General features: G+C 62.8%; 10 protein-coding genes. 5 read left to right on the forward strand and 5 right to left on the reverse strand.

The features are described 5' to 3' along the window. Positions 1-1123 precede the first annotated feature (1123 nt). The 5 genes from AB0O58_RS13775 to AB0O58_RS13795 all read right to left on the reverse strand — a co-directional run bounded on the left by AB0O58_RS13775 (position 1124) and on the right by AB0O58_RS13795 (position 6575). Positions 1124-1765 carry a DUF6461 domain-containing protein gene (locus tag AB0O58_RS13775; protein WP_032400701.1) on the reverse strand — a complete coding sequence of 214 codons (642 nt, stop codon included), beginning with the start codon at positions 1763-1765 and terminating at the stop codon, positions 1124-1126. Positions 1766-3345: 1580 nt separating this feature from the next. Next, entirely contained in the window at positions 3346-3630 is a 285-nt protein-coding gene (gene catC, locus AB0O58_RS13780) for a muconolactone Delta-isomerase (protein WP_032400703.1), read from the reverse strand. 5 nt (positions 3631-3635) lie between these two features. Next, positions 3636-4502 (reverse strand): catechol 1,2-dioxygenase, encoded by an 867-nt coding sequence (gene catA, locus AB0O58_RS13785; protein ID WP_032400704.1) that lies wholly within the window; start codon positions 4500-4502, stop codon positions 3636-3638. 43 nt (positions 4503-4545) lie between these two features. Next, on the reverse strand, positions 4546-5649 hold the full coding sequence (locus AB0O58_RS13790; RefSeq protein ID WP_032400705.1) for an enolase C-terminal domain-like protein: 1104 nt from the start codon (positions 5647-5649) through the stop codon (positions 4546-4548). Further along, positions 5646-6575, reverse strand: coding sequence for a LysR family transcriptional regulator (locus AB0O58_RS13795; RefSeq protein WP_032400822.1), 930 nt, complete (start codon positions 6573-6575; stop codon positions 5646-5648). The genes AB0O58_RS13790 and AB0O58_RS13795 overlap by 4 nt, the downstream gene beginning before the upstream one ends. A 204-nt stretch (positions 6576-6779) precedes the next feature. Between AB0O58_RS13795 and benA the strand changes: the two genes are divergently transcribed. From benA to AB0O58_RS13820, 5 genes are read left to right on the forward strand one after another with little or no spacing between them, the layout of a single operon-like run. Next, positions 6780-8165: a benzoate 1,2-dioxygenase large subunit gene (gene benA / locus AB0O58_RS13800; protein ID WP_032400706.1), complete on the forward strand. Its 1386-nt coding sequence runs from the start codon at positions 6780-6782 to the stop codon at positions 8163-8165. A gap of 1 nt (position 8166) precedes the next feature. Then, on the forward strand, positions 8167-8706 hold the full coding sequence (gene benB / locus AB0O58_RS13805) for a benzoate 1,2-dioxygenase small subunit (RefSeq protein ID WP_032400707.1): 540 nt from the start codon (positions 8167-8169) through the stop codon (positions 8704-8706). A 31-nt stretch (positions 8707-8737) separates the two neighbouring features. Next, a complete protein-coding gene (gene benC, locus AB0O58_RS13810) occupies positions 8738-11473 on the forward strand; it encodes a benzoate 1,2-dioxygenase electron transfer component BenC (RefSeq protein WP_032400708.1) in 2736 nt (911 codons plus the stop codon). Between the two features lie 60 nt (positions 11474-11533). Continuing rightward, positions 11534-13951 carry a helix-turn-helix transcriptional regulator gene (locus AB0O58_RS13815; protein ID WP_366238282.1) on the forward strand — a complete coding sequence of 806 codons (2418 nt, stop codon included), beginning with the start codon at positions 11534-11536 and terminating at the stop codon, positions 13949-13951. 57 nt (positions 13952-14008) lie between these two features. Then, on the forward strand, positions 14009-14236 hold the full coding sequence (locus tag AB0O58_RS13820; protein ID WP_366238283.1) for a helix-turn-helix transcriptional regulator: 228 nt from the start codon (positions 14009-14011) through the stop codon (positions 14234-14236). Positions 14237-14309 lie beyond the last annotated feature (73 nt).

Here is a 14309-nt window from a genome sequence, read left to right on the forward strand (position 1 = left end):
GCCCGGAAGGGCATTTGTCCAGCAAGCCGTTGGACCAATGCGGTGGGGTTCGCCGTTTCACCTTTCGACTAAATCAAGGGCGATATGGGTTCGCGACTAATAAGGCTCGTTGTCACGAGTCCGCACAGAGCGTCGATCGCCAGGACACTATCCGTCCCCTGACACCGTGGCTGTCCGACGCCGATCAGGACAATCCGGTGTCGGAGAATCGGCGGCAGTTTGGTGTCACGAGAGTGTCACAAGTCGGACGATCGGTGATGGACCGACCTGGACCCTGATGCACGAAAAGCGTTGCTAATAAACGAATGCCGCGTCCAGATACGTTCAGGTGAAACCGCTTTCAGGGACTGAAAATCCGTTACTTGACGAGTCAGACGGGTCCGCCAGGTTTTTTGTCCGGGCTTCAAGCCGAATACCTCCTTGTAAGAGGGTTACTCTTCCGCGAGGGTGTCCCTGCTGTCTGGGTGTCAGGCCGTCGCGGGGCGATTTGTTCAGTCGCTTTGTCGCGGCGATGGACGTTCGTGGTGATCGGAGCACGTAGGTGGATTTGCAAGGATCAGTCGGTGTTCGAGCGTGTCACTACTCGGTGCAACTGGGGGTGGACCAGCATGAACCGGTTCGGACAGAAACGCCTGGTCAAGGTCTGTGCGGTGCGTCCGGGTGGGACCATCGAAGTATGGCCGATCTATCTGGGGGTCAAGTGGTCGCAGGTTCAAATCCTGTCAGCCCGACACAGAGCAGTTCAAAGACGGTTCCGGAGCAATCCGGAGCCGTCTTTTTCCGTTCGAAAACAGGGCTCCGTGTCGCTCAGTGTCACTACTCGTTCCCTGGTGACTTCGGAGGCCACAGACGTCCGCCTCGACCGCCGTAGCTGAGTCGAAGATGCGGACAGTTCTATAGCGCGAGTCTGGCATGCCGGATCAATCACTCGTAAGTATCGATCGAGCCCTGGCAGCGGTCAGCCAGGCGCGTCCGCACCAGCGATCCAGACGCTAAAGTCGAGTAATTCAGTCGGCAGGGCGATGGCTGATGTCAACCCTGCAAATCGCATGCTTCGCAGGCCACGACGGGTCGCATCGATGACGCTCGACCAGCGCTTCGTCTGAAGCGCGTCATCGAATGTTCACCAATGCAGTCGGGCTGGCGTAGCGACTGCGACGGTGAACTGCGTTGTCTCGAGTTTCTCGCGTGTGATTCGGATACCGGTGAGTCGTTCCGCGAGTGCGAACGATCCCGCTACGTGGTGGAATTCTCTTCCTTGCGTCTCGTCGAGATCGATTCCGCCCACCTCACCTATGAGGGCGATGATCTGGGCGCGTGCATCAGGTGCCTGGCGGTCGGCGAGTACTCCGACGAGGTCCGACTGCGGCAACAGTGGCTCGAACGTGATTCTCTTGACACCCCGCGACCACCACTCGAATCTGTCCGCCCCGTGGCACACCACGTCGTGGGTCGTGACGATCTCGGACATAGCCGCCGAGACGCCGAAGAAACCTGGAGCCTGGAGCAGCATCGTCCACCCGCCCGGCATCTCGGCGACTGTCAGCAGTTGGGTGTTCACGCCATCGACGTCGTGTCGCGCTGTTAGCCTGCAGCTTTCGTATATCGCTTCCTGGGCGCCGACGATCGTAAGTTGGTCGGCGGATGACTGGAGGCTAGACAGAATTTCTTCGGGCGTGCTCTCTGCGATGAGCGCCAAACAGTAGCCGTCGGAGGTGAAGAACCCGAAGTCTTCGACCCAGAGGTACTCGCGATAGTCGGTCACATTTTCTCCGTCTCAGGTCAATAATGAAGCGTGACGTCCGAGCTGGCAGATCAGGTATCGCAAATGCGCAAGCACTGATCGGGTCAGCGTCACTTCCGTAGGTGCCTCGCGCAGCGCGTACGACGCCGGGACATGCTTCGACTCGCTAGCGAGATTGTCTTCGAGGCTAGGGCCCAGATCGAATACGGGGCATCAGATCCAGGACGGCGTCGGGTTCGTCACCACAGCGGTCGTAAGCGAAACATCCGCTCAAACGATGTCACCAGCGCGCCGTCACGGGACGGATAGAAATACGACGCCGCCATATTCGCGTCGATGGTCACGATCGTCTGGCCCATGGACAGAGCCGTTCTCAGCGGCCCGTCACCGACGTCGCCTCGGTAAATCTGGCGAGGACATCCTCGATCGTCGCGTCGGTAATCACGGTCAGCGCATATCCCTCATGAAACAGGGCACCCGCATCGCCGATCCAGAACTAGTCGATTCGAATCTCACATCGGTTACCCGATGAACATACGACCTGACGTTTCTTGGTGGGCTCGCAAAGGCCGAGCGAACGCTTCGGGTACTGGGACTTTGCATGGCGCACGGAAACGTGCCGGGCCCTGCGTTTCGTGCTGACATCCTCGCCGTCCACCCTTTGCTCAACACCGTTCACTGCTTGAGGCTTTCAAGAAGCCGTCGACGCGTGTGCGGTAAGAGGGGTCAACGGTGAGCGGTCGGAACTCGATCCAGCATTACAGGTCGGCCCCGCTACGGCACCATTGTCGTATTAAGCAACACAGCGTGGTCCGGCGGGCCTGCGAGGTAACCGGTAAACCGCAGACCATCGAATCAGGCCTCAGTTGCTGAATCTGACCACAGGCTGCCCCCGAGACGGGTACCGTCCGGTCAGGACCAGTTACACCGGATTGCTTGGTGATCGAAGTAAGGAGTGCGTTGTGTTCACAGCGTGGCCCAAACAATTTTCCTCGGTGGCAATGGCATGTGTTCTGATCGGATCTGTCGGCGCCTGCGCATCGCCCGAAGCCCCGACACCAACCAAGCCTGCCGCGACCAACTGAACGCTGTTTCACGGCGCGAGCAGTGCCGGCTGATGGAACGGCACGTCGATGAATATCAACTGCATCGTGTAGCTCGGACTCGTTCCGAGTCCGAGCTCGGACAGTCGTCTGAAATGCGCTGCGTCGGAGACGCACCGACGTCCGGCGACAGCACCGACCGTTGACGTCGAGGCTCGGGTAGAGAGAAGACTCCGCAGGGTGCCGTCGAGTTTCGTTGACCGAATAGTTGCTGTCGCAGTGGCCACTTCGCCGCCGAACATCCATCGCCTCGACGCACCACAGCCCGGCCTTGCATTCGCACACGGACTTTCACCGAATCGGTAGGTTTCCTGCGCACGGCCGAGCGGCTCCGTCGCACCGTCCGTGAGCCCGCGACCTGAAATGCGCCTGGCTCGACCAGGTTGGTGCCCTCGATCCGTCCGTCCGTCCGTCCGTTCGACGGACGGACGGATCATCGGTGCATTCGGGCACCAGCCCGGCGAACGCCTCGCCAAAACTAGGTCTTACGGGGTCGTTTCACACCGTAGAAATGTCCGACGGGTGCTGGGCCAGCGGACTCACGTCGATGCTCATGTACGGAAACAGCGGCAGATTCCACAGGATTTCATGCAGCCGTTCGTTGTCGCGTACGTCGAAGATGCTGAGGTTGGAGTACTGGCCGACGATGCGCCAGATACTGACCCACTCCCCGTCGCGCTGCAGCTGCTGCGAGTACGCCTTCTCCCGGGCGAGAGTGTCGGTTCGCACGTCCGCATCGAGGTCCTGCGGCAGCGCGACGTCCATCTTCACTGCAAAAAGCATGTGGCTCAGCCCTTGTCGAGTACGAAGTTGTACGTCACTTCTTGGCCGCCGTCGACCTCACGAGGATCGAGGATCAGTTCGGGTTTGACGGCGTTGGCCACGTCGTCGTCGTTGTGCGCGTCGCCGGGAAAGTAGAGCTGCGTGGTGATCTGCTGATGTCCGGCAGCCGCAACCTTGAGGTGCAGGTGCGCCGGGCGCCACGGGTGCCAGCCGGCCGCGGAGATCAGATTGCCGCACGCACCGTCGGTCGGGATCTGGTACGGCGCGGGCTTCATCGTGTGAATCCAGAACTGGCCCAGATCGTCCGCGGTGACCGTGCCGCGCAGGTTCCACTCGGGAATGCCGGGGGCGAACTGCGAATAGAAACCGTCCGAATCGGCATGCCAGATCTCGATGACCGCGTGCGGCAACGGGGTGCCGTCGATGCCGGTGACCTGACCCTGGAACAGCAGCGGAGTGCCTTGTTCTCCGTCGCGGGTGGGCAGAATTGCTGCAGATCCGAGCTCGGGTGCATTCGGGACGTAGTACGGGCCCTCGATGGTGCCCTTGCTGCCTTCGCGGGTTTCGCCGGCAACCTCTTCGACGACGTGCTCTACCCAGACGTCGAGAAACAGCGGCCACTCGCCGGTCTGACCGACGTTGATCAGCCAGGCTTTGAGTGCGTTGTATTCGTCGTAGGTGACCTTGTGCTCACGGATGGTGTCGTGGACTGCCGAAATGACCTGACGGGCAAGCAGACTGACGCGCTCGGGCGGGGTGTTCGCGGCTGCCTGCTTGTCGGAAGTGAAACGCTCGGTGGCGTTCGCACCCGACGCGGCGGCGGTGGCCACTTCGGTAGCCGAGTCTGTCGAGTGGGCGTGGTCGATGCTCATGGAGAACTCCTTGGGTGAAAGTTGTGTTCTTCGGGGCTGAAGATCAGTGGTCGGTTCGGTATTTCGCGAGTTTGTCGGGGTCGATACGGACGCCGAGGCCGGAGCCGGGAAGCACATGCAGTTCGCCGTCGCGGATGACAAGGCTCTCAGTCAGAAGGTCGTCGCTCATGTCGAGGAAGTTCGAGAGTTCCCCGGCGCGGCGTGAGGTGAGGTCGAAGGCAGCACCGAAGGCGACGGTGCAGGCCGTGCCGAGCTGGCCGTCGATCTGGTTTCCCATCACCACATCGACTCCGAGTCCCTCGCACAGATGGTGAGTGCGGAGCGAGCGGGTGAACCCGGTGCGTGCGGTCTTGATGCTCACCGCCGTTGCGGACCCACCGAGGATTTCGCGAGTTACCTCCGCGGGGGTGGTCGCAGATTCGTCGGCGACGAAAGGGACATCGAGTTGCTGTACCAGCCATCGTCGACCGAGCACGTCGTCGGCCGGGCACAGTTCCTCGGCGAGAGTGAGCCCCAGATCGGACATCTCTTTCATGGCACGCGCGGATTCGGCGGCGGTCCATCCACGATTGCCGTCGACGTAAAGTTCGACGGTGTCGCCGAGTCCTTCTCTGAGAGCACGGACGACGGCGGTATCCAGATCGACGGGTCGTCGCCCGACCTTGACCTTGAATACCTCAATCCCGTACGTCTCGCGCATTCTGGTCGCTTCGTCGACCATTGCCGCGGGCGAATCGAATCCGAGCATGTGGCTCACCCGCATACGGTCGGTGTAGCCGCCGAGAAGTTCGGTGACAGGTAAGTCCAGACTCTGCCCGAGGGCATCCCAGATCGCCATGTCCACCGCGGACTTGGCGACCGGATTGCCAACTGTACGAGCAAGTTTCGCATTGGCCATCTCACGGGACGTGAGTGGAAGGCCGATGACGGCCGGCGCGAACAGCGTCTCGATCGCCGCGACCACCCCACGCTGCGTCTCCCCGTAGGTGAACGGACGCGGCGGAGCGTCGGCGACACCGACGACCCCGTCGTCGGTGTGCACTCGCACGAGCACATGCTCGGCTGCATCGACTTCGCCGCTCGCGAATTTCAACGGCTTGAGATACGGAATCGAGTACGGAATCGCCTCGACCGACACGATTTTCATAGAACTGCTTTCGGATCGGAGAATGAAGACGGTGCCTCGAGCCGCGGCAGCACACCGGCGTCCTCGAGCGCCGCCACGAGAGCATCGACCAGGGCAGACGGCCGGTCGCGGTGCCACGCCAACGCAAGGTCGATCGTGCTGGCACCGGAAATTTCACGAAAGACGACACCGGTCAACTGCAGGGCACGAACCGATTCGGGCACCAGCGCCACGCCCAGGCCGGCCGCAACGAGCGCCAGCAGCACCGAAGTGTCCGGTGCCTCGTGCTCGCGACGAGGACTGAAGCCCGCTGCGCGACAACTGCGCATCACCGCATCGTTCATCACGGAATGCGTGTCCGCATACATCACGAAGTCCTCGTACATGAGATCGTTCATGTCCAACGCCGGTTCGGTTGCGTAACGATGATCGACCGGCACGGCCAGCAACAGCGACTCGGTGGTGATGGTGCGAACAACCAGATCGTCGCCGGCCACGGGCGGCCGCAACACAGCCACGTCGAGCTGTTCGGAACGCAATCCCTCCACCTGCGCAGGGGTGAGTAAGTCCCCGTGGATCTCCAAGGCAATTCCGGGCAGTCTCTGCTTGATCGCGCGTGCGATCGGCGGAAGCTGATCGAAGGCCGCCGTGCCGGTGAAGCCGATGCGTACCAGCCCGTAGCGACCGTCGGCGATGCGTCGAACACCACGGGTGCTGCGTTCGAGATTCTCGAGATTGCGGACGGTCTCCCGATAGAAGAATTCGCCGGCCGGCGTGAGGCTGACCTGCCGCGTGGTTCGGGTGAGCAGGGTGACTCCCAGTTCGGCCTCCAGCTGCCGCACCGACTGCGACAGCGCCGGCTGCGCAAGATGAAGGCGCTTGGCCGCCTGCCCGAAGTGGCACGTCTCGGCGACGGCCACGAACTGGTGCAAATGTCGCAGTTCCATTGCCGATCCTTTCCGCGCATCGAAGGTGATGACGACCACACTAGGTGCCGAATCCATCGATGACAAAGACCTATTGCCAGGCAATTGATAAGTCGCAGGCATGAATCTTAGCCCAGGTCGAGCCTAGGCAAAGCCCTGGTGTGACCGTGACCACTTCCTGACACTGTCGCTGTTATCGAAGTCGACCTGCCTGGAGGAACCGATATGACCGAACTGCTGGACCACGTGCAGAACACGATCGACAAAGCGGTGATCGACGACGTCGCGGCCGGCATCTACCGCGCCAATCGGAGCATCTTCACCGACGAGGATGTCTTCGAGCTCGAGATGAAGCACATCTTCGAAGGCAACTGGATATACCTCGCCCATGAAAGTCAGCTCCCGAACAACGGGGACTACTTCACGGTGCACATGGGTCGACAGCCCGTTGTCATCACCCGGGACAAGGACGGCGAGCTGCACTGCCTCATCAATGCCTGCGCGCACCGCGGTGCGATGCTGTGCCGCCGCAAGACCGACAACCGCACCACGCTCACCTGCCCCTTCCACGGCTGGACGTTTCGAAACGACGGCACGCTGCTCAAGGTCAAGGATCCCGACGGTGCCGGCTATCCGGACACGTTCGACGTCGACGGATCGCACAACCTCACCAAGGTTCCCCGCTTCGAGAGCTATCGCGGGTTCCTCTTCGCGAGTCTGAACGACGACGTCTCGACCCTCGCCGAGCATCTCGGTGACACGACGAAGGTCATCGACATGCTCGTCGACCAGTCTCCCGAGGGCCTGGAAGTTCTGCGAGGATCCTCGTCGTACACCTTCGACGGAAACTGGAAGGTGCAGGCCGAGAACGGGGCCGACGGATATCACGTCAGCGCTGTGCACTGGAACTACGCCGCGACCACCTCGCGCCGCAACAACGGCGAATCCAAGAACACGACCAAGGCGCTCGACGCCGGCGGCTGGGGCAGGTCCGGCGGCGGCTACTGGTCCTACCCCAACGGCCATCTCTGCCTGTGGACCTGGGCGGCCAACCCCCAGGACCGCCCGCTCTGGGACCAGATGGACGCGCTGAAGGAGAAGTTCGGCGACGCCAAGGGTGAATTCATGGTGAAGGGCTCACGCAACCTGTGCCTGTACCCGAACGTCTACCTGATGGATCAGTTCAGCACACAGATCCGACACTTCCGGCCGATCGCGCCGAACAAGACCGAGGTCACCATCTACTGCATCGCGCCCAAGGGCGAGAGCAAAGAGGCTCGCGCACATCGGATCCGGCAGTACGAGGACTTCTTCAACGCCTCCGGCATGGCGACACCCGACGACCTGGAAGAGTTCCGCTCGTGCCAGCTGACGTTCCAGGCGACCAATGCGCCGTGGAACGACATGAGCCGCGGCGCGGAGCACTGGCTCACCGGACCGGATCCGGTGGCCGAGGCGCTCGATATGCCCGGTGTCATTTCGGCGGGTGTCAAGAACGAAGACGAGGGCCTGTTTCCAGTCCAACACGGCTACTGGCGCAAGACACTGCTCGCTGCCCTCGACAAGCAGCGCGCAGCCGACTCCGCACCCGCCGCAGCACAGGAGGTCTGACATGACTGCCACCGTCGACAACACCGTTAGCCAGCAGACCGCCCCGCCGCGCCTGATCACCCAGTCATCCATCGAGCAGTTCCTCTACCGCGAAGCGCGGTACCTCGACGATCGTGAGTTCGAGAAATGGCTCACGTGCTACGCGGACGACGTCGAGTACTGGATGCCCTGCTGGGACGACAACGACTTGCTCACGGAAAACCCGCAAACCGACATCTCGTTGATCTATTACGAGAACAAGGGCGGGCTGGAAGATCGGGTGTTCCGTATCAGGACCGAACGTTCGAGTGCGACGTCCATACCCGAGCCGCGAACCAGTCACAACATCAGCAACGTCGAGGTCATCGAGCGTCGCGGAGATATCGTCGACGTCCGATTCAATTGGCACACCATGTATTTCCGCTACAAAACTATCGATCCATATTACGGAACCTCGTTCTACACGATCGACTTCTCCGGCGACTCGCCGCTCATCAGGCGAAAGACCGTGGTGCTCAAGAACGATTACATCCACCACGTCGTCGACATCTATCACTTCTGACCGACCTGCCGTAATCCCGAGGAGTTCCATCGTGAGCCATTCCGTCGCACTGTCCTTCGAGGACGGCGTCACCCGCTTCATCACCTGCGAGGACGACCAGACCGTCGCCGACGCCGCCTACCGGTCGCGGATCAACATTCCCCTCGACTGCAGGGACGGTGCATGTGGAACGTGCAAGGCGCTGTGCGAATCGGGTGAGTACGACGGCGGTACCTACCTCGACGACGCGCTCTCGCAGTCGGAATCGGACGAGGGCTACTGTCTGCCTTGCAGCATGAAGCCCACCTCGGATCTGGTGTTGCAGATCGCCAGTACCTCTGCTGTAGCGAAAACCCAAGCGGCGACGCATGAGACGGTCGTGGCCGCCGTGGAGAAACTTTCTCCCACGACGGTCAGGCTCGCTGTCGAGGCACCTGCAGGTGGCACGCTCGCCTTCCTCCCCGGCCAATATGTCAACATCACCGTCCCCGGCTCCGAGGAAACGCGGTCCTACTCCTTCAGCTGCCTCTCCGGCTCGGACGAACTGGAATTCCTGGTCAAGCTCACCCCGGGCGGCCTGATGTCGACCTACCTGAGCGACACCGCGGCCGTGGGCGACAAGATCTCCTTCACCGGCCCACACGGCAGTTTCTTTCTGCGCGAGGCTCAGCGACCTGCGCTGCTGTTGGCCGGCGGCACCGGATTGGCGCCCATCCTGTCGATCTTGCGCACCATGGCGTCCGAATCGAGCACTCGTCCAGTGCATCTCGTATACGGGGCAAGTACCGACGACGATGTCGTCCAGCTGGACGAACTCGAGAAATTAGCTGGAACCCTCAGCTCGTTCACGTGGGATCACTGCGTATCGGACCCCGCGACCACCGCCGTCAACAAAGGGTACGTCACTGCACTGATGACCGACGCGCACCTCAACGGCGGGGACGTGGCGGTGTACCTGTGCGGACCGCCGCCCATGGTCGAGGCCGTCCGAACGCATTTCGCCGAGATAGGCATCGAACCCACCGGCTTCTACTACGAGAAGTTCGCACCCTCGTCGGCTGCTGCGAAGGAGGATATCGACCTCGAAACTGTTTCGACGCCTGTAGCTGTGGTGGATGACGAGCGGACCACGGTCGACGACGCGGCCGAGACGACGATCGAAGCTGACATCGCATCCACGAACCAGACGGCAGAGCGTGACATCGAACGGGACGTCGAGTTCGGCCCGGACGGTAGGAGCATCTTCGGTCGAGCTGTGTTCGGAGGTCGCGTAGCCGAGCCTCTGCGCTCGCACGGCGGCGGCATTTCGGCAACCGAGGAAGCGGAGACCCTGCGCGCGATCGCGGGTCAGCGAGTCGCCGTGGCCGGGTCGACGGCCAGTCAAGTCGGGTTGGACGAGAGCTCCGATCTGGTCCTTGCACCGGACGCACACTCTGTTGCAGCGCAACGCATCTGGACTTCGCGAGATATCCCGCCCCTCGTCGCACGCAGTCCCGAACCTGCTCCGGCTTCGAGTTCGGGGTACGAAATCGGCGAGGAGCATCCATCGGTACACGAGTCGGACGCAGTGTTCGAGGCCAGGCGCGCCCTCGAACTCGGTGCCCTCGAACTCGTGATCGGCCGACTGTCCTCGCAGAAGATCTCCGGGTACCGGCTCTTGGCCGAGACCACGACTCGCTATGTCGACGGCGATCGGTTCGTCGATGCGGCCGCGTACACCGAGACCAACGCCGCATTTCACGACTACCTCTTCAGCCAAACAGGCAACGAGCATCTGCTGCAGGCCTATCGGGCTCTCGGCGTCAAGGCCGCGATGGAGGACGTGTTGCGCAACGCGACGTGGTGCGATCCGCTCTGCGCCCAGGATCACCTCGACATAGTGGACGCCTTCGAAGCCGGGGACCGTGAGCGCGCACGCACACTGATCGCCGATCACGCCGACCGGTCGAAGGCGACGATGAAACGCGCCATGCACGAATCCCGAACGAACAAGAGACCCAAGTTCGTCAGCCCGGGTCGGTTCGCAGGCAAGATAGTGCTGGTCACCGGCGCGGCCCAGGGCATCGGTGAATGCGTGGCCCGACGGATCGGTGCGGAAGGCGGATCACTGATACTGGCCGACCGGTCCGAGTTGGTCGAGTCTCTCGCCGAGGAATTTCGACGAGACGGTGTCGAGGCCACTCCAGTGATGGCCGACCTCGAAACCTGGGAAGGCGCTTCGTCGGTGGTGGACGCCGCACTCACCGCGCACGGCCGCGTCGACGTGTCCATTCACGTCGTCGGCGGCACCATCTGGGCCAAACCGTTCGCCGAGTACCCGCCCGAACAGATCGAGAAGGAAATTTCCCGGTCGCTGTTCCCGACGCTGTGGTCCTGCCGCGCCGTGATCCCGCACATGATCGAACGCGGCGGCGGCACCATCGTCAACGTCTCCTCGGTCGCCACCCGCGGCATCCACCGGGTCCCCTATGCAGCCGCGAAGGGCGGCGTCAATGCCATCACCACGACTCTGGCCCTCGAGGCAGCACCCCACGGAGTTCGAGTGGTTGCCACGGCACCCGGTGGTACCGACGCCCCGCCGCGACGCGTTGCTCGTGGGCCCGCACCCTCGACGGGGCAGGAAAAGGACTGGTACCAGGCCATCGTCGACCAGACCGTGGACTCCTCGTTGCTCAAACGCTACGGAACACTCGACGAGCAAGCTGCAGCGATCTGCTTCCTCGCCTCCGACGAGGCGTCGTACATCACCGGCACCGTGCTCCCGGTGGCCGGCGGCGACCTGGGCTGACCCATGACCGTGTCGGTGGGATCGCCGTACGCACTCATGCGCCGCGGATACGGTGAGGTCATGTCTCCTTCACCGTTGATCGGCCGTGGTGAACTGCTGGACGTCCTTGTTCGGGCGGTTGAAGCCTCGGCGACGACGTCGGCTTTCGTGGTGCTGACCGGCCCGGCAGGCATCGGCGCATCGTCGATTCTGCGTGAAGCCGAACGGACGGTCGGTAGCGACGGGCAGTGCACGGTGGTGCGCCGCGCAGGTGCGGTGCCGTGGGAAACGCACGTGCCGTACGGACTCGTCACGCAACTCTTCCCGGGAGTCCGAACCGATGGGGCGAATCCGGTCGAGTGGGGACACCGCATCGCCGAAGCGTTGTCGACGGACATCACGACGATCCTGTTGATCGACGACGCGCACGACTGTGACGTGGATTCGCTCCGTGCATTCGCCTCCGCCGTTCGGCACCATCGATCCGCGAAACTCGCGGTCGTATGTGCTCGAAAAACCCTGCCCAACGGCATTATCGAGGCCCACCGGGTTCTCGACCGTGTTGCCGACCTGTCGCTGGCGATGTCGGCGCTGACGGTGTCTGCCGTTGCCGAGCTCGCCGCTCTGCAGGGGATCATCCTGTCACCGTCCTCGGCTGCTCACCTCACGCGTCACACCGGTGGACGACCTCGATATGCCTTGGCGATGCTGGACGAGGTGCCGCGCGAGACTTGGAAGGGTGTTCGCCCCGACCTGCCTGCGCCCGCCTTCGTCGAGGCGGATGTTCGGACCACTCTCGCTCTTTGCACGGAGGAGGCTCGTCGCCTGGTCTCGGCCGTCACCGTTCTCGAAGACAGCAGACCGTTGACCACGGTGTGCGAGGTTGCCGGCATCGACGACCCCTGGCCTGCCGTCGATCTTGCAGAACAATTCGCTTTGGTGACCGTCCGACGTAGCTCCGCGGGGACCATCCTCGAGGTTCCCGATCCAACAGTCCGCGCCGCGGTGCTCGTGACGATGAGCAGAGTGGAGCGCGCGCAGGTGCATCGAGCAGCTGCCGCAGCGGAGGCCGACCCGGCCGACCAGCTGGCACACCTGGTTCATGCGTCGCCACTGCCCGATCCTCTGGTCTCGGACCGCTTGGACGCACTCGCTGCGTCACGTGCAGGAATCGGCGAATGGGCCACGGCGGCAAGGCTGTACCTTCTGTCGAGTCGATCGACCAAGGAACCGCATGCGCGCGAAGACCGGCTCGTTCGCGCCGTCGACGCTCTTATCGGCGCTGGGGACATGCGCACGGCGTCGGACTACATCGCCGAGATCGAGAGTTTTCGTGAGACCCCGACTCGCAATGCCGTGCTCGGTTATCTGGCCATCTTGCGTGGCCGGCCCAACGAGGCCGAAGCCCGACTGACTCGGGCGTGGCAGCTGGTACGGACGCGGCACGACCCCGAGGTCGCTGCCGTGATCTGCCATCGGCTGGTACTGCACAATCTGGCGCGCTGCGACGGTGCCAACCTCGTGCTATGGGCCGATCGCGCAGTCGAACTCGTCGGAGCCGACCATGCAACCGCAGTGGAAGCGCAGTCCATTCGGGGCCTCGGCCTGGCCGGGACGGGCCGCGTCGCAGAAGCACTGAGCAGCTACCGCGACCTGTGGGGCCACGCCAGTACCGGAGCCGTCGGACAACGTGTGCAGATGGGCGCCGGTTGGCTCCACTTCGCAACGGACCACATCGATCTCGCACGCTCGGAACTCGAAGCCGCAGCACCGACCGACTTTCTCGGCGGTTCGACGCGAATCTCGCTGTGGGCTCACGGTTGGCTGGCGCGCACCTATTTCGTCACCGGTGAGTGGGATGCGGCGCTGCGGTTGGTCGGAGCTGGTTCCGACCTGGCCGAAAGTTCCGGTGCCGCATTGATCGTTCCTCTGCTCCAATGGACCGCGACGCAGATCCACGCGCTCCGCGGAGACTGGGGGGCCGCGGCGGCCAGCGCGCACCGCGGCGAGTCCGGCGCACGCGACTACGAGATCATGCGCGTGCCAACGGCTCTCGGTCGTGCGGCCATCGCGGAGGCTCGAGCTGACTACGCCGGTGTCCTCCGCGCCCTTGCCCCGTTGACCGAGCAGTGGGCCCAAGCAGACGTATCCGAACCCGGATTCTGGGCCTGGCCCGATGTGTACGCCAATGCGCTGATAGTCGAGGGCCGACTCGACGAAGCCGACAAGTTTCTCAGTCCGCACGAGGCCAGAGTGCGCGATCGTGGGCATCGCTCCGCACATGCACGCCTTGCCTGCGCTCGCGGTCGGCTGCACGGCGCGATGGGCGATCTCGATTCTGCCCGAGCATCATTCGAGGACGCACTCGCTTCGTTGACACCATTGCCACTGATGTACGACCGAGCCCGAGTCAACTACGCCTATGGACAGACCCTTCGCAGAGCCGGGAAGCGACGCGAGGCCGATGCCGTCGTCAGTGCGGCGCGTGAGGGCTATTAGGCACTGGGGGCCACGACATATGTTCGACGGTGCGACCGTGAACTCAAAGCCGGTGGCGTGCACGCCGTTCTGAAGGACAGGGCTCACGATGCACTGACCCCGCAGGAGGACGCCGTGTCGAGCCTGGTCGCCACAGGATTGACAAATCGCGAGGTCGCGGCCGAATTGTTCTTGTCGGTCAAGACAGTTCAGTTTCACCTGACCAGGGTGTACGCCAAGATGGGCATCCGTTCGAGAGCCGAACTGGCTGCCACCCGGTCGACCGACGAGACCTCGGCAACGTGACTGGAAGACAACAGCTTCCATCATGCCGAGGTTAGCGCTAGGCAAAGCCCTGGTGTGACCCAACGCACAGCTT

It is taken from the genome of Rhodococcus sp. NPDC080181, assembly GCF_040702225.1.
Taxonomy (GTDB): domain Bacteria; phylum Actinomycetota; class Actinomycetes; order Mycobacteriales; family Mycobacteriaceae; genus Rhodococcoides; species Rhodococcoides fascians.

Bases quoted from the DNA above. Each gene is read 5' to 3' on its own strand.
- benA (WP_032400706.1), top strand. From the start codon at position 6,780: ATGACCGAACTGCTGGACCACGTGCAGAACACGATCGACAAAGCGGTG.
- catA (WP_032400704.1), bottom strand. From the start codon at position 4,502: ATGAGCATCGACCACGCCCACTCGACAGACTCGGCTACCGAAGTGGCC.
- AB0O58_RS13795 (WP_032400822.1), bottom strand. From the start codon at position 6,575: ATGGAACTGCGACATTTGCACCAGTTCGTGGCCGTCGCCGAGACGTGC.
- AB0O58_RS13790 (WP_032400705.1), bottom strand. From the start codon at position 5,649: ATGAAAATCGTGTCGGTCGAGGCGATTCCGTACTCGATTCCGTATCTC.
- benB (WP_032400707.1), top strand. From the start codon at position 8,167: ATGACTGCCACCGTCGACAACACCGTTAGCCAGCAGACCGCCCCGCCG.
- AB0O58_RS13815 (WP_366238282.1), top strand. From the start codon at position 11,534: ATGTCTCCTTCACCGTTGATCGGCCGTGGTGAACTGCTGGACGTCCTT.
- catC (WP_032400703.1), bottom strand. From the start codon at position 3,630: ATGCTTTTTGCAGTGAAGATGGACGTCGCGCTGCCGCAGGACCTCGAT.